The organism is Variovorax sp. P4_B11 (assembly GCF_056402355.1).
This window is the reverse complement of sequence record NZ_JBFUHO010000030.1, coordinates 1-22,800: the sequence shown is the minus strand read 5'-3', so window position 1 is coordinate 22,800 and position 22,800 is coordinate 1. Positions and strand designations below refer to the sequence as shown.

The following is a 22,800-nucleotide window of genomic DNA, read 5'->3' as shown; positions in this document are numbered from 1 at the left end:
CATCACCGACCAAACCGGCGCAGACCGGTATGCATCTGTACGCCCTGAATTTGGAGACAACGTCGTGAACATCCGCAAGCTCTTGAAGCTCCTCTACGTCCAGGTCCTGATCGGCCTGATCCTCGGCATCACCGTAGGCCACTATTGGCCGGACTTCGGCGCCAGCCTCAAGCCGCTCGGTGATGGCTTCGTCAAGCTGGTCAAGATGATGATCGCCCCGGTGGTGTTCTGCACCATCGTCACCGGCATCACTTCGCTAGGTGATTCGAAGGAAATCGGCAAAACGCTGCTGAAGGCGATGGGCCTGTTCTACGCGCTGACGATCCTGGCGTTGATCACGGGCCTCGTCACCGTGTTCGTGATGCAACCGGGCGCCGGCATGCACATCGATCCGAAGAACCTGGACGCCTCGGTGGCGACACGGTTCGCAAACGAGATTCACATTCATGGCTTTACCGACTTCGTGCTTCACATCATCCCCAACGCCTTCTTTGGTGCGTTTGCCGACGGCGAAGTATTGCCGGTGCTGCTGCTGGCGGTGCTGTGCGGCTTCGGCCTGACGCGCATTGGCACGGCGGCCAAGCCGGTGCTCGACGGCATCGACGGCTTCTCGCACATGCTTTTCGCGGCCTTCGGCATCATCATGCGGCTGGCGCCGATCGGCGCCTTCGGCGCGATGGCATTCACCGTCGGGCGTTACGGCATCAAGTCGATCGGCTCGCTCGGCCTGCTGATCGGGACTTTCTACCTGGCCTGCATCTTCTTCGTCGTCGTGGTGCTCGGTGTGCTGTCGCGCCTGCACGGTTTCAAGCTGTGGCAGCTGATGCGCTACATCAAGGAAGAGTTGCTGGTCGTGCTCGGCACCTCGTCCAGCGAGCCGGTGCTCCCGCGTCTCCTGCTCAAGCTCGAACGACTCGGGTGCAAGAAGGGTGTGGTCGGCCTCGTGCTTCCCACAGGCTATTCGTTCAACCTCGACGGCACGGCCATCTACCTGACGCTGGCGTCGATGTTCATTGCCCAGGCCTGCGACATCCAGCTGTCCTGGCTGCAGATCGCCTCGATGCTGGGCATCATGCTGCTCACGTCCAAGGGCGCAGCAGGCGTCACGGGCAGTGGCTTCGTCGCCCTGGTGGCCACGCTCACGGTCATGCCTGACCTGCCCGTGGCCGGCGTGGCGCTGATCGTCGGGATCGATCGCTTCATGTCGGAGGCGCGGGCGCTCACCAGTACCATCAGCAACGCGGTGGCCTGCATCGTGGTCTCGATCTGGGAGAACGCGTGCGACCGGGAGGTGCTGCGGCGCGAGTTGGCCGCGAACTACGCCAACACCGAGCACGATCTCGAAGAGGGTTCCGGCGACCTCCCTGCGCCGCTCGGCCACGCCGGCCCGGCGCACTGACACCGAGCGCCGGGCTCAGCGCCCGGCCCGCCTCAAGATCTTCAGCTCACCGCGCGGCGGCCTTCCGGCTTGCCGCGCTTCGCCTTCATCTCGGAGAAGAAGGCGTAGAGCTGCTGCGCGGCCGGGGACAGGGTCCGGCCCTTGCGCCGGATGAGGCCGATCTTGCGGGTGATCACCGGGTCGTAGAGCGGAACGCTCACGAGCAGCGGATGGTCCGCGTCCGGCATGGCGATCGAAGGCACCGCAGCCACGCCGAGGCCCGCCTCCACCAGGCCGAGCATCGTCGTGACGTGCTGGGTCTCGTAGATGCTCTGCGGACGCCCGGGCAGGCCCGAAAGCGCCTGATCCAGCAGCAACCGGTTGCCCGACGCCTTGCTGACCGAGATGTAGTCGTACTGGCCCAGTTCGGTCCAGCTCACGCGGCGCTTCTTGGCGAGTGGGTGGTCGCGCCTGCAAGCCGCGACGAAACGCTCCTCCAGCAAGGGCTTGAATTCGATGTCCGGCTCCTTGCCGCCGACGAAGTTGAGCCCGAAGTCAGCTTCGCCTCGCGACACGGCCGACAGCACCTCGTTGGCGCTGGCGTCGAAGACCTTGACCCGGATCTTCGGGTAGCGCTCGTGGTAGCGCGAGATCACCTGCGACAGGAAGTAGTAGACGGTCGATGGCACGCAGGCGATCGTCACCTCGCCCATGCGCGTGGCCGCCACACCGCGGATGCCCAACAGCGTGTGGTCGAGGTCGTCCAGGAGCTGCTGCACCTTGCGATCGAAGTCGCGTCCGACCGAGGTCAGGCTCACGCGCCGGGTGGTGCGGTCGAGCAGCCGCACGCCGAGCGCCTCCTCGAGCTTTTCGATGCGTCGGCTGAAGGCCGGCTGCGACACATGCAGCGCCTCGGCGGCCTTTCGGAAGCTGTTGAGCTCGGCCACCGCCCGGAACGCCTGCAGATCGTTGAGATTGAAGTTGATGGCCATGGCGCAGGGCTCCCGAACAGTGTCACTGATCGACAGTGTGCATCAATCGATCCTAAACATGCAATTCACAGAACGCTTCCAGGAGCGGAACATTCGATCCAGGCCAAGAAAGAGCCTCCCAGGCAGCCAGTTCTCGACCATCCACCGGAGTAGACAAATTGAAGATCCAGAAAATTCGCCTCGTCGGCGCTGTCGCGCTGGCGGCGTCCCTGGCCTGCGGCAGCGCAGCCGCCGCCTTTCCTGAAAAGTCGATCACCCTCGTGGTCCCCACGGCGGCAGGGGGTGCCAACGACGCCATGGCGCGCGTCATCGGCCAGGCCATGTCGGCCATCCTCAAACAGCCCGTCATCGTCGACAACAAGGCCGGCGCCAACGGCGCCATCGCCAGCGAGTATGTGATGCGCGCGGCGCCCGACGGCTACACGCTCATGCTGGGTTACATCGCAACCCATGCGATGAATCCGGCACTGCAAAAGCTTCGCTACGACCCCGTCAAGGACTTCGAGCCCGTCGGCATGGTCGGATCGTCGGCGACGCTGATGGTGGTCAATCCCGCCGTCAAGGCCGGCAACGCGAAGGAGGTCGTGGCGATGCTCAAGGCCGCGCCGGACAAGACCAGCTACGCCTCGGCCGGCAATGGCACAGCGCCGCACTTCGCGGCCGAGATGTTCAAGCTTTCGACGGGCACCAGCATGCTGCACGTGCCCTACAAGGGCTCCGCGCCGGCCATCACCGACACCCTCGGTGGCCAGACGCAGGTGATGTTTCCCAGCCTCTTCACGGCCATGCCGTACGTCAAGGCCGGCAAGCTGAAGGCAGTGGGTGTTGCAGGCACCAAGCGCTCGACGCTCATGCCGGACGTACCCACACTGCAGGAGCAGGGCATCGCCGACGTCGACGTCTCGCAGTGGTACGGCATCTTTGCGCCGGCGAAGACGCCCAAGCCGGTGATCGAACAGCTCAACAAGGTGCTCAACGAGGTGCTGGCCGACAAGAGCGTGATCAAGCGCCTCGAGGACCACGGTGCCGAAGTCTCGACCATGACGACCGAGCAGATGCGCACCTATGTGGCGCAGGAGCAGGTCAAGTGGAAGAAGGTGGTCCAGGCCGCCAAGATCACCGCGGATTGAGATGAACCGCTCCATCCCTTGCGTGCTGATGCGCGCCGGAACATCGCGCGGCCCTTTCTTCCTGCGCGAGTGGCTGCCCGAAGGCGACGAGGCCCGTGACCAGGCGCTGATCGGCGCGATCGGTGCCTCCGACCCGCTGCAGCTCGATGGCGTGGGCGGCGGCAGCACGTTGAACAGCAAGGTCGCCATCGTGTCGCGCTCGTCGCAGCCGGGCTGCGACATCGACTATCTCTTCGCGCAGGTGGGCGTGGGCCACCGGTCGGTCGACACGCGGCCGAACTGCGGCAACATGCTCTCGGGCGTCGCGCCTTTCGCGATCGAGCAGGGTTTGATTGCTGCGACGGACGGCACCACCAGCGTTCGCGTCTACAACGTCAACACCGGGTCGCGCATCGACGTGACGGTGCGAACGCCCGGTGGCCGCGTGACCTACGAAGGCGACGCGCGCATCGATGGCGTGGCCGGCACGGCGGCGCCGATCCTGCTCAACTTCCTCGATGCGTGGGGGGCAGTCACCGGGCAGGTCTTCCCGACCGGCCAGCGAATCGACACGATCGACGGCATCCAGGTGAGCTGCATCGATGCGGCCATGCCGCTGATGATCGTGCGTGCCGGTGATCTCGGTGTCACGGGGCGCGAGAAACCGGCAGTGCTCGACGCGAACACTGCGCTCCTCGAGCGGCTGGAAAGCCTGCGCCTGGAGGCCGGACGCAGGATGGGCCTCGGCGACGTCTCCAACAGCGTCATTCCAAAGCCGGTGCTGGTCAGCACGGGTGAGTCGAATGACAGCATCACCTCACGCTACTTCACGCCGCGCAAATGCCATGCATCGCATGCCGTGACGGGCGCTATCGGCGTCGCGAGCGCGTTTGCCCTGCCGGGAACGGTCGCGAGCGGGGCGGCGCGCGAACCGGGACGCCACAACCTGGTCGTGCTTCATCCCGCCGGCCAGATCGATGTCGAAGTCGAGTTGAAGGGCGGCGCAGACGCCGCGACCGTGGAGCGCGCCGCCCTCGTTCGCACGGCGCGAAAGATCATGCAGGGCGAACTGCATCTGCCCGACTACGTGTTTTCACGTCCCGAAGCAGCAGACGCGGAGCCGTCGAACTTCCCGCACAGAGCCCTGACCCTCATCGTGCCGACGCGCGCCGGCGGCGGCAACGACACGATGGCCCGCATCATTGCCGGCAAGTTGGGCCCGCTGCTCGGCCGGGAAGTGCGGGTCGACAACCGGGCCGGGGCGAACGGCGCGATCGCCAGCGAGTACGTGGCCGGCGCCGCGCCGGACGGCCACACCTTGATGTTCGGCTACGTCGGTACGCACGCGATGAACCCGGCCCTGCAAAGGCTGGGCTACGACCCGGTGAGCGATTTCGAGCCGGTCGGGCTCGTCGGTTCTTCGCCGACCTTGATGGTCAGCCATCCGACAAGAGGCGCCCCCGACCTGCACACGCTCATCGCTCGGCTGAAAGACGCGCCTCGCTGTTTCAGCTACGCATCCGCCGGCGATGGGACGCCACCGCATTTCGCCGCCGAACTGTTTCAGCTCAGCAGCGGAACGTCGATGGCGAGCACGACCAGTGAGGGGGCCGCACCTGCGATTGCCGACACGGTCAACGGACTGTCGCAGATCATGTTTCCGAGCCTGTTCACGGCATACCCTTTCATCCGTGCGGGACAGCTGCGCGCCTTGGCGGTGGCTGGACCGAAGCGCCTGGTGGCCCTTCCTGCCGTGCCGACGCTCGCGGAGCTGGGCGTCACGGGGGTGGATGTCGTGCAATGGTATGGGCTTTTTGCGCCGGCCCGTACGCCCGCGACAGCCATTGATCGCCTCAATCGGGCGCTCAACGAGGTACTGGCCGATCCAGAGGTCGTCGAACGCTTCGAGAGCCATGGTGCGCGCGCTGAGCCGGGAGGCGCCGATGCGCTTGCGCGGAGGATGCAGACGGATCTGGCCCGCTGGCGCCAGGTCGTGGCTCAGGCCGAGATTGCGCCGAAAGAGTCGCGCCAACTCGCGCTGGATTGACGCGTCGCCCGCTACAGACGGGTGCTGGCGGCTCCCCGAGGGTTCGACACGGACCGAGGGCTGGAGCGCAGCGAATCGATTTGACTCCGGGCACGGGTCCTGCCCGGCGGAATCCGCCAGGCAAATCGGCGGCGTCCGACACATTGCGTGCGCCGTACAGGACAAGCTGCCTGCATCCACATCGGGCAAATGCTTCTTGCATGGATCAGGGAAATTCCTGGTCATATGGCGCAAAGAAGTATTGTTCTGGGCGCCCAAAGTACCAAAAGCACAACCACCCTTCTCCAGAATTCGTCCCACGGCGCCACCCCCCCGACGCCGGACCCGGAGACATCCTCATGAAGCGAATCCTCAAGGCTGGTCTGGTCGCAAGCCAACGCGTTTCCATCATTGTTCAAGGAGAACCAGCATGACCCGCCGTCTCGCCCAAAGTCATATCCTGCTCACCGGTGCCGGCGGCGGCATCGGCCTGGCCGTCGCCGAAGCCTGCATCGCCGAAGGCGCCCTCTGCAGCGTCGTCGACCGCGCGCCCGCCGCGCCGGCCGAGGTGGCCGAATTGCAGCGCAAGCATCCGGATGCGCTGCACTACATCGGCGCCGACGTCACCGACAGCGCCGCCATCCAACGCATGCTCGCCGAGGCGGTGCAGCGCTTCGGGCCGGTTCATACCTTGTTCAACAACGCGGCGGTGTTCGACATGGCACCCTTGCTGGAGAGCAGCGAGGCCTCTTACGACTTGCTGTTCGCGGTGAACGTGAAGGGCATGTTCTTCGTGATGCAGGCCGTCCTCAAGCACATGGTCGGGGCGAAGACCCCCGGCGCGTCGATCATCAACATGGCCTCGCAGGCCGGGCGGCGCGGCGAAGCCCTCGTGTCGCACTACTGCGCCACCAAAGCGGCGGTGATCAGCTATACGCAGAGCGCAGCGCTCGCCATGGCGCCGCATGGCATCCGCGTCAACGGTATTTCTCCAGGCGTGGTCGACACCCCGATGTGGGAGCACGTCGACGACCTGTTCGCGAAGTACGAGGGCCTTCCCAAGGGCGAGAAGAAGCGCCGCGTCGGACTCGAGGTACCCCTGGGCCGCATGGGCACGCCCGACGACGTCGCCGGCGCGGCGGTGTTCCTGGCCAGCGACGAGGCGCGCTACATCACGGCGCAGACGCTCAACGTCGACGGTGGCAATGTAATGAGTTGAGCCGGGCTTCTGCCGTCACCAGAGCCTCTCTGGCGTCATGGGGCCCGGCCCAGGGCCTCGATCCGGGTCACCGTGAACTTGCCGTCGATCTTCTCGGCCTGGAACCGGACTTTCTCGCCGACCTGAAGCTTCTCGAGCATGGCAGGGTCGGTGACCTGGAAGACCATCGTCATGCCGGGCATGTCGAGGTTCTTGAGCGGACCGTGCCTGAGCGTGAGCTTCTTGTTGTCGGTGTCGATCTTGCGAACCTCCCCGTCGGAGAGCTCGTCCGCGGCGGCCGTTCCCGAGGCGCCGGACTGGGCGCTCGCGGCGCCGGAGAGGGCGAGCGCGGCAACGAATGCCAGCAGTGCGATGCGGCGGTCGATCATGGCCGTGCCACCTTCACGACGCCCTTCATGCCGGCGTCATAGTGGCCGGGCTGAAGGCAGGCGAAATCGACCTGGCCGGCCCGGGTGAACTGCCAGACGACTTCACCGCTCTGGCCGGGCGCCAGCGTCACCATGCTCGGGTCGGCATGTTCCATTTCCGGGTTCTTCTTCATGACTTCGTAGTGCGCCTCGAGCGCCTTCCGGGTCCCGAGCACGAGCTCGTGCTTCAGCTGGCCGGAGTTCTTGATGACGAAGCGCACGGTCTCGCCCTGCTTGACGCGGACGTCGGCCGGCACGAAGCGCATGCTGTCGTTCATGTCGATGCGGATCGTGCGGGTGGCCTTGCCGGCGACGCCGGGCTGGCCGATCGCGCTGTCCACGTCGTGGCCGTGGCTGTCGCCGTGCGCGTGGCCGCCGGCATGGGTGCCGGACGCCGAGGCGCCTGCGGCCGCCAGGGCCAGCAGCGCAGCGAGCGCGGTGTGTTGGATTGCGTGCTTCATGGGTTTCCTTTGCGTTGGGAGAGGTGGGGAAAAAACGTCAGTGGCCGGCGTGGCCGCCGGCAGGCTTGCGAACCTGGACCTCGATGTCCCTGGCGGGCATGTTCCGCACGGGCATCGCGGCGGCACCGGCGCCGCGCTGTCGCGGGGCGTCGGGCGCGGGGCCGTCCAGCTCGTACGCCACGGTGCCCTTGGGGTGCCTGAACCAGCCCGGGTTCGCGTAGTCACCGGCCTTCTGGCCCTTGCGGACCTTGAGGACGCTGAACATGCCGCCCATCTCGACCGAGCCGAAGGGGCCTTCGCCGGTCATCATCGGCGCCGTGTTGTCGGGGATCGGCATGTCCATTTCCGCCATGTCGGCCATGCCGCGCTCGCCCATGACCATGTAGTCGGGCACGAGGTCCGTGATCTGGCGGGTGATGTCCTGGTGGTCGACGCCGATCATGGTCGGGACGTCGTGGCCCATGGCGTTCATGGTGTGGTGGCTCTTGTGGCAGTGGAAGGCCCAGTCACCCTCCGCATCGGCGACGAACTCGAACTGGCGCATCTGGCCGACCGCGACGTCCGTCGTCACCTCGGGCCAGCGTGCGCCCCGCGGCGTCGGCCCACCGTCGGTTCCCGTGACCTCGAACTCATGGCCGTGGAGGTGCATCGGATGGTTGGTCATCGTGAGGTTGCCGACGCGGATCCGGACCTTGTCGTTCAAGCGCACGTTGAGCGAGTCGATGCCCGGAAAGATCCGGCTGTTCCACGACCAGAGGTTGAAGTCGAGCATGGTCATGATCCTGGGCGTGGCGCTCCCCGGCTCCACGTCGTAGGCATTGAGCAGGAAGACGAAGTCGCGGTCGACCTTGTCGATCAGCGGATGCTCGCCCTTCGGGTGCGTCACCCAGAAGCCCATCATGCCCATCGCCATCTGCACCATCTCGTCCGCATGCGGGTGGTACATGAAGGTGCCCGGCCGGCGTGCGACGAACTCGTAGACGAAGGTCTTGCCGGGCCGGATCGGGGGCTGCGTCAGCCCCGAGACCCCGTCCATGCCATTGGGCAGGCGCTGGCCGTGCCAGTGGACGCTGGTGTGCTCGGGCAGCTTGTTGGTCACGAAGATGCGCACCCGGTCGCCTTCGACGACCTCGATCGTGGGCCCGGGCGACTGGCCGTTGTAGCCCCAGAGATTGGCCTTGAAGCCCGGCGCCATCTCGCGCACCACGGGTTCGGCCACCAGGTGGAACTCCTTGACGCCCTTGTTCATCCGCCAGGGAAGGCTCCAGCCGTTGAGCGTGACCACGGGGTCGTAGGGCCTTCCGCTGGAAGGCGCCAGTGGCGGCATGGTGTCGGGCCGGGTCTGGAAGGCGGGCTCCGGCAAGGCGGCCATCGCCACCTTGCTCACGCCCGCAGCAGCGACGGCCCCGGTGATGGCGCTCGCAGCGCCGAGAAAATTGCGTCGGTTCGTCATGTCGTTCATGGGTTCGGTGCGGGGGCTTCAGTGCGCGGCTGCGGCAGCCGCCGCGGGACCGGCGCCGGCCATGGGCGTCGCGGCCACTGTCGGTCGGCCGAGGATCGAGGCCGCCAGCGCGGCGTCGGCGAGCCAGAATTGCTGCTGGGCGTCGATGGCGTTGCTGACGCTCGCGATCTGGTCGCGCGCCTCGGCCAGCAGTTCGAAGACGCCGATCAGCATGCCGTTGTAGCGAAGCACGTTCTCGTCGGTCATGGCCTGGCGCAGCGGGACGATCTCGTCCCGGTAGTGCCGGGCGATGTCATGGGCCGTGCGGTAGGCCGAATAGCTCTCGCGCAGTTGCGAGGACGCGCCGCGCACGGTGGCGTCGTAGCGGTTGGCCGCGGCCAGCGACTGGGCATCCAGCGCATCGCGCTGCGCCGTTCCCCAGTCGAACAGGGGCAGCCGGATGTCGATCTCGTAGCCGCGGCGCGTGCTCTGGGTCCCGGTGGCATCGTCGAACACGGTGTCATGGCGGCCGCCGACCTCGATGTCGGTGAAGGTCGACAGCAGGTTGATCCCCTGCGACTGGCCCGCCGCCTCCAGCCGGGCCCGCGCGATCCGGACGTCGAGGCGCTGCGCGGTCGCGGTGGCTGCGACTTCCTTCGCATCGCGGGGCGCCTTCGGCAGATCGGGCAGCCGGTCCGGCAGGCGCATCCGGGCCGCCTGGGCGTCGTCCAGCCCCAGGGCGCGATTCAGCTCCTCGCGCGCGGCGGTGGCGGCCTGTCGCGCCAGGGCCAGCCGGGTGGTTGCGTCGGCGTAGAAGACCTGCTGGCGCGCGCGCTGGAGCTTGCTGAAGTTGCCGACCTGCTGCATCCGGCGCGCCAGCTCCGCGCTGGCCTGCGCCGAGCGATGGACCTGTTCGGCGTACGTCAGCGTCTGCTGGGCCGCGACCGCGCGAACCCAGGCCTGCCGGACCTGCGTGACCTGGTCGACCACGGTGCCGGTCAGCTGCACCTTGGCCTGGTCCGACTGGCTTTTCGAAATGGCCAGCCGCCGCGGCAGCAGGATCAGGTCCACGAGGCCGAAGGACAGCAGACGGCCCAGCTCGAGTTCGCTGTCGATGCGCAGGCGATCGAACTTGAAGATCGGGTTCGGGAGCCGGCCGGTCTGGTCGGCGGCGGCGATGTCGGCCCAGCTCTGGGCGACCAGGGCCTGCACGGCCGGGCTGTTGGCCAGGGCGAGCTGCACCGCATCGTTCTGCGTCAGCGGCTGCGCCAGAAGGTCCTGCGCCAGGGCCGCGCGGCGGTCGCGCTGCGCCGGGTCGCGGCTCAGTTCCAGCTTTCCCTGGGTGAAGGCCTGCGCGTTGGCGTTCGTCTCCTGGAGGGCATCGTCGATGCCGACCGAGGCGCAGCCGGCCAGCACGCCGATGGCGGCAGCGATGGCCGCCAGACGCAAGGCGGGCCTCATGGCCGTTCCTTGCCCGGCGGCGCCGCTGTGGCGGGGCCGTCGCCGGCGGCGCCCTTCGCCGCCTCCTTGGCGTAGGCCCGCCAGCCGCCGCGGCGGTGCACGGTGTCGTTGGCGGCCTTCCAGGGGATCGGCTTTTCGTCGGCGAAGGGGCGGTAGCCCTCGAGCGCGGACGGGTAGGTGGCGACCGGGGGCGTCGCGCGCGGTTCTGCAGGAGGCGGCGTGGGCTGGGCGATGGCGCTCAGCGCGCCCACGGCAGGGGCAAGGGCCAGCCAACGGGCCGGCAATGAAGCGAACATGGAAGTCCTCGCAAGTTCATGAACGGAGTGCGTCGAGCCGCCCGAAAAGGGCATGACGCAGGCGATGCATGAGCGTTCGCGGCGTGGCCGTGACGCGTGTCACGGCGGCGCGAACGTGTCAGCGGCGAGGGGGTTTGTCGAGGAGGCGGGGCACCAGCGCGGCCAGCGCGAAGGTGGGTTCCGCCAGTTCAGCGGGGGGCAGGTCCTGGAGGACGGCCAGCTGCAGCTCGCTGACCAGCGCGGTGCCGTGGCACGCGCCGCAGGTGCCGCACTTGTGCAGGGTGTCGACCTCGAGGCCGGCGGTCTTGCCTGGGTCGGCCTTGGACGACTGCTTGGCCTCGTGGTGGTGCTGGCCGGCGTGCCCGTCGCCGTGCCGATGCACCGCGGAATCGTGTGCTTCGGAAGTTCCGGCTGTGACCGCGGCCATCGTGCTCGTCGCGGTCATCGTGCTCGTCGCACCCGAATGCCCGGGCCCGCAAAGGACCATGGCTGCCGCCGCGTACCCCTGGAAGGGAACGGCGAACATCATGATCCAAAGGACAAACAGGCGAACCCGGTGCATGCCGCGCATTGTAGATGAGGTGCCGCGACGGCTTCGACCCGGCCGGGGTCGTGCGTTGCGCGCCGAGGCGCTAGAGTCGGCCTCATGAACCGACGACTCTCATTCCTCCTCCTTGCGATGGCGCTGGCAGGCTGCGGCGCCCCTTCCAACGAAGTCGTCCGGATGAAGGACGGCGTGATGCGCGCCACCACCTCCGCCGAGGCCGCCTCGTACTGCCGGAAGGACCGTTTGACCCTGCAGGTCATCGGCAAGGCGCCCGCCGAGACCGGCGTCCTGTTCCGATGCGAACCCTGATCGCCCGACGGACCCCTGGCCACCGCGCGACTGCGGCCTTCAAAAGAGCGATGAAACGCGCCGGACCGCCGACTCGGCGGTCCGACTCTTGCTTGTGCGATCCGGTCGGGCCGGAAGCCGGTGGCCCTTCCGGCGCCACGGCGCTTCGCAGGCAGGCCGCGCCGACCCAAGCACATCGAAGGAGCTCTCCATGTTCGGACTGACACCGCTGGGCATCGTCCACACCGCCATCAGCCTGGTGGCGCTGGCCGCGGGCTTTGCGTCGATGATCCGCTTCGGCGAAATCGCGGCCGGGCATCCGCTCGGCCGCACCTATGTCTGGGCCACGGTCCTGACCTGCCTGACCGGCTTCGGCATCTTCCGGCACGGCGGCTTCGGCGCACCGCACGCGCTGGGGGTCCTGACGCTGGTGGTGCTCGGCATCGCGGCGCTGGCCGGGCGCCGGAAGGTCTTCGGCCGCGCCTCGCGCGCGGTCGAGATGATCGCCTACTCGACCACGCTCTTCTTCCACATGATCCCCGGGCTGACCGAGACCTTCACGCGGCTGCCCGCCGGGGCGCCCTGGTTCAGCGGGCCCGACGATCCGAGCCTGCAGAAGGCGGTGGGCTTCTTCTTCGTCGTGCTGGTGATCGGCTGCGTGCTGCAAGTGCGCGGCCTCGCGAAGCGTTCATCGGCGGGGCTGCCTGACAGCGTGGGCGGATAGGGGCTCAACGGCCGGTGTCGGCGGGCGACACGGCGCGCAACCGGGCAGATGCCAGGGCCGGAGTGACGACTTGAGAGCCCTCGGCGAACAAGCTCAGGCAGCGATTTCGCTCGAGAGGGCAACAGCACTCAACGCAGGTAGGCCTGCGCCAGCGCGACCCAATAACTCGCGGTGCTGGGCAGGATCTCGTCGTTGAAGTCGTAGCCGGTGTTGTGCACCATGCAGCCCGGACCGCTGCCGGGCTTGCCGTCGCCGTTGCCGACGATGAAGTAGCTGCCCGGCACCGCGTTCAGCATGAACGCGAAATCGTCGCTGGCCTGCAGCGGCGCCATGTCGGGGATCAGCGCCTTCTCGCCCATCGACGCCAGCGCCACCTCTCGCGCGAAGGCGGTGGCCGCCTCGTCGTTGACGCAGGGCGGCATCTTCCACTGGTAGTCGACCGTCGCGGTCGCGCCATGCACGGCCGCCTGGGCTTGCGCCATGGCGACGATGCGCTCGCGCAGGAAAGCGCGCACCTCGGGCTTTCGCGCGCGCACCGACAGCTTGAGTTCGGCGCTGGTCGGAATCACGTTGGGCGCCTTGCCGGCGCTCATCGCACCCACCGTGACGACCGCCATGTCGTTGGGGTCGACCTCGCGCGACACCAGGGTCTGCAACGCCAGGATCAGGTGCGCCGCGACCATGATCGGATCGACCGTGGTGTGCGGCATCGCGCCATGGCCGCCCTTGCCTTCAATGGTGATGACGGCCGTGTCCGACGAGCTGTAGATCACGCCCGGAAGAAAGCCGAACTGCCCGGCCGGGAAACCGGGCTCGTTGTGGAAGGCATACACCGCGTCGCAGGGGAAGCGCTCGAAGAGACCGTCCTCGACCATCTTCTTCGCGCCCATCAAGCCCTCCTCGGCGGGCTGGAAGATCAGGTGGAGCGTTCCGTTGAAGCCCTTGGCGACCGCCAGCAATTGCGCCGCGGCGAGCAGCGTGGCGGTGTGGCCGTCATGGCCGCAAGCGTGCATGGCGCCGGGTTTTCGGCTGGCCCACGAGAGGCCGGTGGTTTCCGTCATCGGCAGCGCGTCCATGTCGGCGCGCAGGCCCAGCCGCCGGCTGCCGTCGCCGACCTTGAGCGTTGCGACCACGCCGGTCCCGCCCAGGCCGCGATGCACGGCATAGCCCCAGCGCGCCAGTCGTTCCGCCACCAGATCGCTGGTCTGGAACTCTTCATAGCCCAGTTCGGGATTGGCATGGATCTGCCGGCGCAAGCCGACCATTTCCTCGGTCGTGGCCTGGATGCCGGGGTGGATGGGAACTGAAATCATCGGGGCCGCCTTGACGCTGCAGTGAGCGTGCATTTTCCACGCCAATAATGGCGGCTGTCCGATGGCCCTGAAATTGCTTCGAAAATCGCCCGCCCCCGGGCCCTTCTCCGACAATGACCCACAGCACCCACACCCCCCCGCCCCTCTTCCTGAGCCGGCGCCAGTTGAGCCTCGGCGCCCTCGCGATCGCCGGCAGCCTGGCCACTTCGCGCTACGGCCACGCGGCCACCGGCAAGGGCACCGCCGTGCTCGCCATCGACGCCGATCCGCCAACGCTGAACCTCGGCACGACCACCGACTTCGCGGCCGGCGACGTCTCGGCCAAGATCCTCGAGGGCCTGGTGTGGCTCGACCCGCAGTACAACCCGAAGCCTTCGCTGGCCACCGCCTGGACCGTCTCGCCCGACGGCAAGACCTACCGTTTCACGCTGCGCAGCGGCGTCAAGTGGCATGACGGCAAGGACTTCACGAGCGCCGACGTCAAGTTCACGCTGACCGAGGTCGTGGGCAAGCTGCACCCGCGTGCGGCGCCGGTGTTCAAGGGTCTCGGCCTCGAGGTCGACACGCCCGATCCCCTGACCGCGGTGGTCCGGCTGCAGAAGCCCTACGCCCCCTTCCTCTCGCAGATGACGGTGTTCGACGCCCCGATGCTCCCGCGCCACCTCTACGAAGGCAGCAACATCGGCACCAACCCGGCCAACCAGAAGCCGGTGGGTACCGGCCCTTTCAAGTTCGGCGAGTGGAAGCGCGGGGCGAGCATCAAGCTCGTGCGCAACGACCAGTACTGGGACGGCGACAAGCCTTTTCTCGAATCGATCATCTTCCAGGTGATCCCGCAGGCGGCCAACCGCGTGCCCGCCTTGCAGACCGGCGAGATCGACGAACTCCTCGACTTCTACACGCCCAAGCCCGACGTCCCGCGGATCCTCGCGGACAAGAATCTGGCGCCGCGCCGTGGCGTGAACATCCCGGCGGTCTACTTCCTGATGTTCAACACGCAGTCGCCGTTGTTCTCGAAGCTGGAAGCTCGCCATGCAGCGGCCCTGGCGATCGACCGGCAGCGGCTCGTCAAGCAGGCCATGAACGGCATCGCCCGACCGGGCGCGGGTGCCTTCGGCGACGGCTTCAAATGGCTCTTCAACGACGAGGTGAGCTACGCGAAGAAGTACCCCCTCGATCCGGCACGCGCCAAGGCCCTGTTCGAGAAGGCCGGCGTCAAGCCCGGCAGCACGACAGTGCGCATGCCCTTCGACGTCAGCCGGGCGCAGATGCGCGCGCAATCGCAGATCATCCAGGACAACTTGCGGCAGATCGGCCTCGAAGTGAAGCTCGAGCCGCTCGAACGCTCGGTGTACTACGACCGCGTGTTCGCCAAGCGCGACTACGACATGATGCTGGGATCGTACTTCTCGGCCGGCGACCCGGCCATCGGCTACACGCGCCTCTACAACACCTACACGGGCACCGCGCCGAACACCAACGCGAGCGGCTATTCGAACCCGAAGGTCGACGATCTGCTGAGCCGGGCCGCCACCGCCACCGATCGCGAAGTGCGCGCCAGGCTCTACAAGGAGCTGCAGGTGATCCTCAACGAGGACCTGCCGACGCTGGTGCTGTTCGACGAGGAGACGGTGGACACGGCGAGCAGGAAGCTGACCGGCGTGTTCCCCGCGCTCGATGCGCGCGACCAGTGGGCCGGCGTCAGGCGTACCGACTAGATTCGATGCCCTCCTTCATCCTGCGTCGCCTGCTGCACGCGGTGCCGCTGCTGCTCGCGGTGGTGGTGCTCAACTTCCTGCTGATCGCCTTCACGCCGGGCGATCCGATCACGCTGCTGGTGGGCGACTTTCCCGCGCCGCCCGAATACCTCGACCAGATGCGCCGCGAGTTCGGGCTCGATCAGCCGGTGTGGATCCAGTTGCTGCGCTACCTGGGCAAGGTGGTCCAGGGCGACTTCGGCTATTCGTTCGCGAACCAGCAGCCGGTGGCCGCGCTGATTCTCGATCGGCTCGGCGCCACGCTGGAACTCACCCTGAGCGCGCTCGCCTTCGCGAGCGTGATGGGGATCGTGTTCGGTGTCATCGCGGCCCGCTCCGCCTCCGGCTCGGGCCGGGGACTGGCCGACTCGGCGATCCAGGGCGCTTCGTCGGCGGGCTACGCGATCCCGGATTTCTGGCTCGGGCAGCTGCTGATCCTGGTATTTGCGATCTGGCTGGGCTGGCTGCCCTCGCAAGGCAACAACCCGGTGCGCGGCACCGAGCCCGGTTTCGCAGGCACCCTGCAGCACCTGTCGTACCTGGTGCTTCCGGCCTTCGCGCTGTCGCTGCGCTACCTCACGCTGATCACGCGCATCACGCGCGCGGCGATGCTCGAGGTGATGAACGCCGACTTCATCCTGGCCTCGCGCTCGCGCGGCGCGTCCGAGTGGACCGTGGTCGTCGTGCACGCACTGCGCAATGCCGCGGCGCCGGTGCTCACGGTCATCGGCTACAACGTGGGCTTCGTGCTGGCGGGCTCGGCGCTGATCGAGGCCGTGTTCGCGTGGCCCGGCATCGGGCGGCTGCTCTATGAATCGATCTCCAAGCGGGACTATCCGGTGATGCTCGCGATCCTGCTGATGGTGTCGGTCACGGTGGTCGTCGCGAACCTGGTCACCGACATCATTCACCGACTGATCGATCCGCGGATCGAACGCGCATGAGCGCCGCGCCGGACCGCTCCAAGCAAGCTCGCACCGCAGTGCGAAGCACGGAGGTTGCCTTATGAGTGACGCGACGCTGACTCCGATCGTGCCCCCGGTGGGCACGCCCTTGCGCAAGGCCGGCTTCCGGCGCCGACTGCTGCGGCGGCCGACGACGATCCTCGCGCTGGCCTTCCTCGCGCTGCTCTTCGCGCTGGCAGTCTTCGCGCCGCTGGTCAGCGCGTACGACCCGCTCGGCGGCGGCGACAGCGCGCTGCTCGAACCGCTCGCTCCCGGCCACTGGCTCGGCACCGACGACCTGGGCCGCGACATCTGGACGCGGGTGGTCTTCGGCACGCGCATCTCTCTCACCGTCGGCGTGCTGAGCGCGCTGTTCGCGGTGGTCGTGGGCGTGATCGTCGGCGCGCTGGCGGGCTACTTCGGCGGCTGGCTCGACACGCTGCTGATGCGGATCGCCGAGTTCTTCCAGACGCTGCCGCGCTTCGTCGTGGCACTGATCGTGATCGCGCTGTTCGGCACCAGCGTGTTCAAGATGATCGTGGTGATCGCCGCGCTCGCCTGGCCGCAGCTCGCGCGGGTGGTGCGCGCCTCGGTCGCGACGCTCGCGCAATCGCAGTTCGTCGACGCGGCGCGCGTGGCCGGCATGGGCCACGGCGCGATCATCGTGCGCGAGATCCTGCCCAACGTGGCGGCGCCGATCATCGTGCTGGGCTCGCTCGACATCGCGATGGCGATCCTGATCGAGGCCAGCCTGAGCTTCTTCGGACTCGGCGATCCCAATCATGTGTCATGGGGCGCGATGCTGAACGACGCGCAGCAGTACCTGCGCAGCGCGTGGTGGATGTCGGCCTTTCCGGGACTCGCGATCGCGCTCACGGTGCTGTCGTTCAACGTCGTCGGCGATGCGCTCAACGATGCGCTCAATCCGCGAGGGCACGCGAAGTGAGCCACAGTGAACTCTTGCTGGACGTGCGCGGCCTGTCGGTCGATATCCGCCAGGGCGCGACCGCGCTGCGGGTGGTGAACGACCTCTCGCTCACGGTGCGCCGCGGCGAGGCGGTGGGCCTGGTCGGCGAATCGGGCTCGGGCAAGTCGATGACGGCCTTCGCGATCATGAAGCTCTTCCCCTCGCCCCTGGCGCGCGTGGCCGAGGGGCAGATCCTGCTCGAAGGCCGGGACCTGGCGCGGCTCGCGCCCGCCGAACTGCGCGCGATGCGCGGCGCCCGCGTGGGCATGGTCTTCCAGGACCCCACGAGCTACCTCGATCCGCTGATGCCGGTCGGCCGGCAGATCGCGGAGCCGCTGCGCGCGCACGGCCGCACCGAGGGCCTCGAAGCGCGCGTGCTCGAACTGCTCGACCTGATGGAGCTGCCCAACGCCACACGCGTGGCGCGCCAGTACCCGCACGAACTCTCGGGCGGCATGCGCCAGCGCATCCTGATCGCGGCGGCGCTCGCGATGCGGCCCGCGCTCCTGATCGCCGACGAGCCGACGACGGCCCTCGACGTCACCGTCCAGGCGGGCATCCTGAAGCTGCTGATGCGCCTGCGCAAGGAACTCGACCTCGGCATCCTGCTGATCACCCACGACCTCGCAGTGGTGGCCGAGACCTGCCAGCGGGTCAACGTGATGTATGCCGGCCAGGTGGTCGAATCCAGCGAGGTGGCGCCGCTCTTCGCCGCGCCGCGCCATCCGTACACGCAGGGCCTGCTGGCGAGCATCCTCAGTCCGCAGTCGCGCGCGCATTCGCTGTTCTCGATTCCGGGCGGCGTGCCGATCGCCGGGCACTGGCCCGAAGGCTGCCGCTTTCACCCGCGCTGCCCGATCGCCCGCGCCGGCGTCTGCGACAGCCTGGCGCCGGCGCTGCGGGTCCGCGGCCCTGGCGCCGACCGCTGCCACCTGAGCGACGAGCCGATCGCTGCCGACGCCTGGCAGCGCAACGAGGCCACCTCGCCATGAACGCGGCCACGACCCCGCCGCTGCTCGAAGCGCGCGACCTGAGCCGGCTGTTCCCCGTGCGCGCGAGCGGCGGGCTGTTTCGCGCGCGGCAGATGCAGCGCGCGGTCGATCGCGTCTCGCTGTCGATCCGTGCCGGCGAAGTGCTGGCCCTGGTCGGCGAAAGCGGCAGCGGCAAGACCACGCTGGGCCGCATGCTGCTGGGACTCACGGCGCCGAGCGAAGGCACCATCCTCTACAAGGGCATGGACCTCACGACGCGCTCCGGCGAAGCCGCACGCACTTTCCGCCGCGAAGTGCAGGTGGTGTTCCAGGACACCGGCGGCTCGCTGAATCCGCGCCGCAGCATCGGCCAGAGCGTCGCCCTTCCGCTGACCTGGCACCGCGGACTCGATCGGGCCGCGGCATCGGCCGAAGTCGATGCGCTGCTCGAACAGGTCGGCCTGCCGCCCGCGCATTTCCGCGACCGGCTGCCGCACGAGCTCTCGGGTGGCCAGCGGCAGCGCGTGGGCATCGCGCGCGCACTGGCATCGAATCCGGCGCTGATCGTGGCCGACGAGCCGGTCTCGGCGCTCGACGTCTCGGTGCGCGCGCAGATCCTCAAGCTGATGTTCGACCTGCAGCGGGAAAGAAAGCTCTCCTACCTCTTCATCACGCACGACCTCGGCGTGGTGCGGGCGATGGCCGACCGCGTGATGGTGATGCACCAGGGCCGCGTGGTGGAAAGCGGCGATGCGGACGCCGTGCTGAATGCGCCGCGCGATCCCTACACCCAGCGGCTGCTGGCTGCCACCCCGGTTCCCGATCCCTCGCGCCAGCTCGCGCCGAACGGATCCTGAAGATGACAGCTCATTTCACGGAACCCACCACGGGCTACTGGCAGCGCATCATCGAAGCCGCTGCGGTCGAGCGGCCCGAAGCGCCCTGGCGGTTCGGCTACCCGGCGCGCCTGCCCGACGGGCGCGTGCTCATGCTGCCGATCCGGCAGCTCGCGAGCGAACCGGCGCATGCCGTGGCCTCGCTGCTGGTCAATCAGGCCTCGCTCGACGTGGTCGACACGCTGGGCGCCATGCTGGCGCGGCGTCTGTCCGCACAGGCCCCCGAGCGGGTGATCGGCTTGCCCACCCTGGGCCTTGCGCTGGCACCGGTGGTTGCACGCGCATTGGGCCACGCGCGCTACCTGCCGATGGGCTACTCGCGCAAGTTCTGGTACGACGAGGCGCTCTCCGCGCCGGTGCATTCGATCACCTCGCCGACGCCGGGCAAGCGCATCTACCTCGACCCCCACCTCCGCCCGCTGATCGAAGGCCAGCGCCTGGTGCTGGTCGACGACGCGATCAGCACCGGCACCACGCTGCTCGCGGCGTGGGAGCTGATCGAGTCGCTCGGCGGCGACGTGATCGCCTGCGGCGTCGCGATGCTGCAGGGCCGGCGATGGGTCGAGCGACTGGGCGCCGAACGCGCGGCGCGTGTCATCGGCGTGTTCGAGAGCCCCTTGCTGAAGGCCGTGCCCGAAGGCTGGGTGCTGCGGGACTGATCAACTCGCGGCGCGGGCGAGCGCGTCCAGCACCACGCGGCGCAGCCGGGACTCGTCGGCCACGCTGGCCACCTGCGCGTTGGCCTCGGCGCGCTTCGGCACCCGCCACTCGACCACCGTCATGCCGCGGGTGTACTCGCCCTTGCATTCGGCCACCACGTGCGCCGGCCTGAAGCTCAGCCCTTCGGGCGCCACGAGCGCGGCCGCGGCCGTCGGGTCGTAGAGCGGCATCGGCAGCGCACCGGCCGGGCTCGCGATGCGCACGTAGCCGAGCAGAAGGTCGGCAAGCACTTGCGCCTTGTCGGAGCCGAGCGCACGCAGCGCTTCAGCATCGCTCGCGTGCACACGCACCTGCCGGCAGGCATCGAGGCCGACCATCCACAGCGGCGCCCCGGCGTCGAGGACCACGTTGATCGCTTCCGGGTCGACCGCCGCGTTGAACTCCGCCGCCGCCGTGTGATTGCCCGGCCCCGCGCTGCCGCCCATCCATAGGAGCCGACCGATGCGCGCCGCGAGGTCGGGCCGTGCCTGCAGCACGATCGCGATGTTGGTGAGCGGCCCCAGTGCGAGCACCGTGGCCGGTTCGGTGGCGGCCGCGAGGTAGTCGATGAGCGCAGCCGCCGCATCGCTCGATGCCAGCGATCCGCGCGCCCGCGGCAGGCTGCGGCCGGCCGACACCATGGCATCCGCGCCGAGGATGTTCTGCGCCGTGACCAGTTCGCCGGCGAGCGGCCGGGCGCTGCCCGCGTGGATCGGAAAATCCCAGCCGAAGAACGCAGCCGACCGCAAGGCGTTGTCGACCACCACGTCGAGCGGGGCGTTGCCCGCGACCAGCGACATGCCGTCGACCCGCCACGGCGGCGTCTGCGTGACGGTCAGCACGGCGGCGAGATCGTCGAAGCCCAGGTCGGTGTCGACCCAGGCGGAAGTCAGCGCGCTTCTTGAAGAATCCATGCGGGATATTGTGTCGCCAGATTCTCCGCGGAAGGCCTCATTGCTTCGCGTAGATGGAAAGCGCTCGCGCCTCGCGTCGAGCGCTGCGGGAAGATGGAGGAAGATAGCGCCGGCGCGCCTGGCGTGACAGTGCGTTCACCGGCATCGCCGAAGGAGATTCCATGACACTTCTCGTAGCAGGCCTGATCCTATTCCTTGGCATTCACTCGATATCCATCGTCGCCCCTGCCTGGCGCGAGGCGCAAATCGCACGGCACGGGGAGCGCGTCTGGAAGGGCGTGTACGCGCTGGCCTCGCTGGCCGGCCTGCTGTTGCTGATTCACGGCTACGGCGTGGCCCGTCAGACGCCGTGGGTGCTCTACGCGCCACCGGTTGCACTGAGGCAAGTCGCGCTGCTGCTGATGGTTCCGGTGTTTCCGCTTCTGTTCGCGGCCTACCTGCCAGGCCGCCTCCAAAGGACGGCCCAGCACCCGATGCTGCTCGCAGTGAAGTTCTGGGCAACGGCGCACCTGCTGGCGAATGGCACGATGGCCGACGTGCTTCTCTTCGGGGCCTTCCTTGTCTGGGCAGTGGCGGACCTGATTTCCGTCAAGCGCCGCGCCAATCCCCGACACGTCCCCGGTGCGCCGCCGAGTCCTCTCAATGATGTCGTCGCGGTCGTTGGCGGGCTGATGGTCTATGTCGCATTCCTGTTCTGGATCCACGTCCGGATGACCGGGGTGTCGCCGCTCGGCCAGTGAGTCGCCCCCCGTCAAGCCACTGCTGCATCGGCGCCTTCCGGAGCTTCGCGCTCCTCGGACCATGGCGCCTGGGCCAAAGCGGCTGGAACCGGCAGGGCTGAAAGCGCGCCGAAGCAGATGAGTTCCTCCGGCGACGTCCGTGCAGCTTCTTGGCTTTGACGAGCGCCTTGCGCCAGGAATCCTGCGCGCCTACGGCACTGCGACACGGACGTCGCCCGGAACTACAACAAGAACGGCACGAATCGATGCGTACGGCTCATGTAATCCTGGTACGCCTTGCCGAAATGCGCGAGGCATTCGTGCTCTTCGCGAAACGCGGTGACGACCAGCAGCGCCGTCGCCGTCAGCACCAGCGCCAGCCCCAACCACGTGAACTGCTGGAGGAAGATGCCCCAGGCCAGGAAGATCAGCGCCGCGTACATCGGATGCCGAATGTAGCGAAACGCGCCGGCCGTCACCAGCGTGGTCGTCTTCTCGAATCCGATCAGGGCCTCGTCCTCGCGCGAGGCGCTGGGATGGCCGAATCGCCTCAATTGGTACACCGCATGCAGCGGGAGCCAGATCGAGGCGACGAACAGCGCCTGCGCCACCAATTTATGCGGCGCGAGCGGGCCATCACCCCAGACGGGCAAGTTGAGCCAGATGAGCCCCAGGATGCACTCCCAAGCAAAGAACCGCGAGAAGCCGTGAGATCGCGGACGCCTCATCGCTCCACGCGAGACGTAAAGGAGCACCGAACTCGCGATGACGAAGGTTGGGGGGTAGGCCGCGAGGGGGAGAAGCATTTTGCGGAATTTACACGGAGCGCCGCGGCAACTTCGGGGTCTGATGAACTCACAGGTGGAGCGTGAGAGTCCAGGACGCGCCACAGCCGTGCCCACGACGGCGCCCGGTGGAAGGGCAAATCAGACGCGGGAATGCTCGGTCATGATGGCCGTTCGTGCCCTTGCCACGAACGTCATGTCCAGAGGAGCGGCAGCCGCAGGGTAATTCCGAGGCTCCCTAGTCTTACTGTGTCAATAAAAACAAGGCATTATGTGCACTTCCTCAACTGATGGGTGAAGAGCCATGGGTATGAGTCAACGGTTCGACCAGTACATGCACCATCTGGCGGAAGGGCTGGGTCACTCAGATCGTCACGCGGGGCTCAAGGGCTACTGCACCGGACTGATGCTGCCGCTGTCGCGCAAGAGCGTGGAGCCGATGGCCGCTCGGGTGGACCCGCTGCACGCCAGCGCCCGGCATCAGGC

24 protein-coding genes are annotated in these 22,800 nt (G+C 67.8%); 14 read left to right on the top strand and 10 right to left on the bottom strand.

Going from position 1 to position 22,800, the window contains the following annotated elements; translation table 11 throughout:
- Positions 1-64 precede the first annotated feature (64 nt).
- The gene (gene dctA, locus AC1DYD_RS23900) at positions 65-1,399 is read left to right on the top strand and encodes a C4-dicarboxylate transporter DctA (RefSeq protein WP_478175240.1); all 1,335 of its coding nucleotides are present in this window, start codon (positions 65-67) and stop codon (positions 1,397-1,399) included.
- Between the two features lie 41 nt (positions 1,400-1,440).
- Here the strand turns inward: dctA and AC1DYD_RS23895 are convergent, their stop codons facing one another.
- Positions 1,441-2,370: a LysR family transcriptional regulator gene (locus tag AC1DYD_RS23895; protein WP_478175239.1), complete on the bottom strand. Its 930-nt coding sequence runs from the start codon at positions 2,368-2,370 to the stop codon at positions 1,441-1,443.
- A gap of 158 nt (positions 2,371-2,528) precedes the next feature.
- On the opposite strand from AC1DYD_RS23895, the gene AC1DYD_RS23890 reads away from it, so the two are divergent.
- The 3 genes from AC1DYD_RS23890 to AC1DYD_RS23880 all read left to right on the top strand — a co-directional run bounded on the left by AC1DYD_RS23890 (position 2,529) and on the right by AC1DYD_RS23880 (position 6,724).
- The gene (locus AC1DYD_RS23890) at positions 2,529-3,500 is read left to right on the top strand and encodes a Bug family tripartite tricarboxylate transporter substrate binding protein (RefSeq protein WP_478175238.1); all 972 of its coding nucleotides are present in this window, start codon (positions 2,529-2,531) and stop codon (positions 3,498-3,500) included.
- Positions 3,501-3,522: 22 nt separating this feature from the next.
- Positions 3,523-5,526: a 4-oxalomesaconate tautomerase gene (locus AC1DYD_RS23885; RefSeq protein WP_478175237.1), complete on the top strand. Its 2,004-nt coding sequence runs from the start codon at positions 3,523-3,525 to the stop codon at positions 5,524-5,526.
- A gap of 409 nt (positions 5,527-5,935) precedes the next feature.
- Entirely contained in the window at positions 5,936-6,724 is a 789-nt protein-coding gene (locus AC1DYD_RS23880; RefSeq protein WP_478175236.1) for an L-iditol 2-dehydrogenase, read from the top strand.
- Between the two features lie 35 nt (positions 6,725-6,759).
- Here the strand turns inward: AC1DYD_RS23880 and AC1DYD_RS23875 are convergent, their stop codons facing one another.
- The 6 genes from AC1DYD_RS23875 to AC1DYD_RS23850 form a co-directional block, all read right to left on the bottom strand.
- Positions 6,760-7,092, bottom strand: a complete 333-nt coding sequence (locus AC1DYD_RS23875) for a copper-binding protein (RefSeq protein WP_478175235.1) — start codon at positions 7,090-7,092, stop codon at positions 6,760-6,762.
- The gene (locus AC1DYD_RS23870; protein ID WP_478175234.1) at positions 7,089-7,592 is read right to left on the bottom strand and encodes a cupredoxin domain-containing protein; all 504 of its coding nucleotides are present in this window, start codon (positions 7,590-7,592) and stop codon (positions 7,089-7,091) included. Before AC1DYD_RS23870 ends, AC1DYD_RS23875 begins: the two co-directional genes overlap by 4 nt.
- Before the next feature lie 37 nt (positions 7,593-7,629).
- Positions 7,630-9,045, bottom strand: coding sequence for a multicopper oxidase family protein (locus tag AC1DYD_RS23865; RefSeq protein ID WP_478175303.1), 1,416 nt, complete (start codon positions 9,043-9,045; stop codon positions 7,630-7,632).
- Positions 9,046-9,072: 27 nt separating this feature from the next.
- Positions 9,073-10,494, bottom strand: coding sequence for a TolC family protein (locus tag AC1DYD_RS23860; protein WP_478175233.1), 1,422 nt, complete (start codon positions 10,492-10,494; stop codon positions 9,073-9,075).
- Positions 10,491-10,790 carry a hypothetical protein gene (locus AC1DYD_RS23855; protein WP_478175232.1) on the bottom strand — a complete coding sequence of 100 codons (300 nt, stop codon included), beginning with the start codon at positions 10,788-10,790 and terminating at the stop codon, positions 10,491-10,493. Before AC1DYD_RS23855 ends, AC1DYD_RS23860 begins: the two co-directional genes overlap by 4 nt.
- 118 nt (positions 10,791-10,908) lie before the next feature.
- Entirely contained in the window at positions 10,909-11,352 is a 444-nt protein-coding gene (locus AC1DYD_RS23850) for a hypothetical protein (protein ID WP_478175231.1), read from the bottom strand.
- A gap of 84 nt (positions 11,353-11,436) precedes the next feature.
- Between AC1DYD_RS23850 and AC1DYD_RS23845 the strand changes: the two genes are divergently transcribed.
- Together AC1DYD_RS23845 and AC1DYD_RS23840 are read left to right on the top strand one after the other, a co-directional pair.
- Complete coding sequence (locus tag AC1DYD_RS23845; protein ID WP_478175230.1) at positions 11,437-11,646, top strand: putative periplasmic lipoprotein; 210 nt, start codon at positions 11,437-11,439, stop codon at positions 11,644-11,646.
- Positions 11,647-11,836: 190 nt separating this feature from the next.
- Positions 11,837-12,349 carry a DUF2306 domain-containing protein gene (locus AC1DYD_RS23840; protein WP_478175229.1) on the top strand — a complete coding sequence of 171 codons (513 nt, stop codon included), beginning with the start codon at positions 11,837-11,839 and terminating at the stop codon, positions 12,347-12,349.
- A gap of 128 nt (positions 12,350-12,477) precedes the next feature.
- On the opposite strand, the gene AC1DYD_RS23835 is transcribed toward AC1DYD_RS23840, so the two are convergent.
- A complete protein-coding gene (locus AC1DYD_RS23835; protein ID WP_478175228.1) occupies positions 12,478-13,662 on the bottom strand; it encodes a M20 aminoacylase family protein in 1,185 nt (394 codons plus the stop codon).
- Positions 13,663-13,775: 113 nt separating this feature from the next.
- Between AC1DYD_RS23835 and AC1DYD_RS23830 the strand changes: the two genes are divergently transcribed.
- The 6 genes from AC1DYD_RS23830 to AC1DYD_RS23805 all read left to right on the top strand — a co-directional run bounded on the left by AC1DYD_RS23830 (position 13,776) and on the right by AC1DYD_RS23805 (position 19,856).
- Complete coding sequence (locus tag AC1DYD_RS23830; protein WP_478175227.1) at positions 13,776-15,380, top strand: ABC transporter substrate-binding protein; 1,605 nt, start codon at positions 13,776-13,778, stop codon at positions 15,378-15,380.
- Between the two features lie 5 nt (positions 15,381-15,385).
- A complete protein-coding gene (locus AC1DYD_RS23825; protein WP_478175226.1) occupies positions 15,386-16,363 on the top strand; it encodes an ABC transporter permease in 978 nt (325 codons plus the stop codon).
- A 61-nt stretch (positions 16,364-16,424) separates the two neighbouring features.
- Positions 16,425-17,309, top strand: a complete 885-nt coding sequence (locus AC1DYD_RS23820) for an ABC transporter permease (RefSeq protein ID WP_478175225.1) — start codon at positions 16,425-16,427, stop codon at positions 17,307-17,309.
- The gene (locus AC1DYD_RS23815) at positions 17,306-18,322 is read left to right on the top strand and encodes an ABC transporter ATP-binding protein (protein ID WP_478175224.1); all 1,017 of its coding nucleotides are present in this window, start codon (positions 17,306-17,308) and stop codon (positions 18,320-18,322) included. Before AC1DYD_RS23820 ends, AC1DYD_RS23815 begins: the two co-directional genes overlap by 4 nt.
- Positions 18,319-19,158: an ATP-binding cassette domain-containing protein gene (locus AC1DYD_RS23810; protein WP_478175223.1), complete on the top strand. Its 840-nt coding sequence runs from the start codon at positions 18,319-18,321 to the stop codon at positions 19,156-19,158. The genes AC1DYD_RS23815 and AC1DYD_RS23810 overlap by 4 nt, the downstream gene beginning before the upstream one ends.
- Positions 19,159-19,160: 2 nt before the next feature.
- Complete coding sequence (locus tag AC1DYD_RS23805; RefSeq protein WP_478175222.1) at positions 19,161-19,856, top strand: phosphoribosyltransferase; 696 nt, start codon at positions 19,161-19,163, stop codon at positions 19,854-19,856.
- On the opposite strand, the gene AC1DYD_RS23800 is transcribed toward AC1DYD_RS23805, so the two are convergent.
- On the bottom strand, positions 19,857-20,810 hold the full coding sequence (locus AC1DYD_RS23800; protein ID WP_478175221.1) for a nucleoside hydrolase: 954 nt from the start codon (positions 20,808-20,810) through the stop codon (positions 19,857-19,859).
- A gap of 161 nt (positions 20,811-20,971) precedes the next feature.
- On the opposite strand from AC1DYD_RS23800, the gene AC1DYD_RS23795 reads away from it, so the two are divergent.
- A complete protein-coding gene (locus AC1DYD_RS23795) occupies positions 20,972-21,550 on the top strand; it encodes an NnrU family protein (protein ID WP_478175220.1) in 579 nt (192 codons plus the stop codon).
- A 221-nt stretch (positions 21,551-21,771) separates the two neighbouring features.
- Here AC1DYD_RS23795 and AC1DYD_RS23790 read toward each other — a convergent pair whose 3' ends face one another.
- Positions 21,772-22,335, bottom strand: a complete 564-nt coding sequence (locus AC1DYD_RS23790; protein ID WP_478175219.1) for a methyltransferase family protein — start codon at positions 22,333-22,335, stop codon at positions 21,772-21,774.
- A 283-nt stretch (positions 22,336-22,618) separates the two neighbouring features.
- Between AC1DYD_RS23790 and AC1DYD_RS23785 the strand changes: the two genes are divergently transcribed.
- Positions 22,619-22,800, top strand: a 182-nt coding sequence (locus AC1DYD_RS23785; RefSeq protein ID WP_478175218.1) for a transposase, incomplete at its 3' end; no start/stop codon positions are given.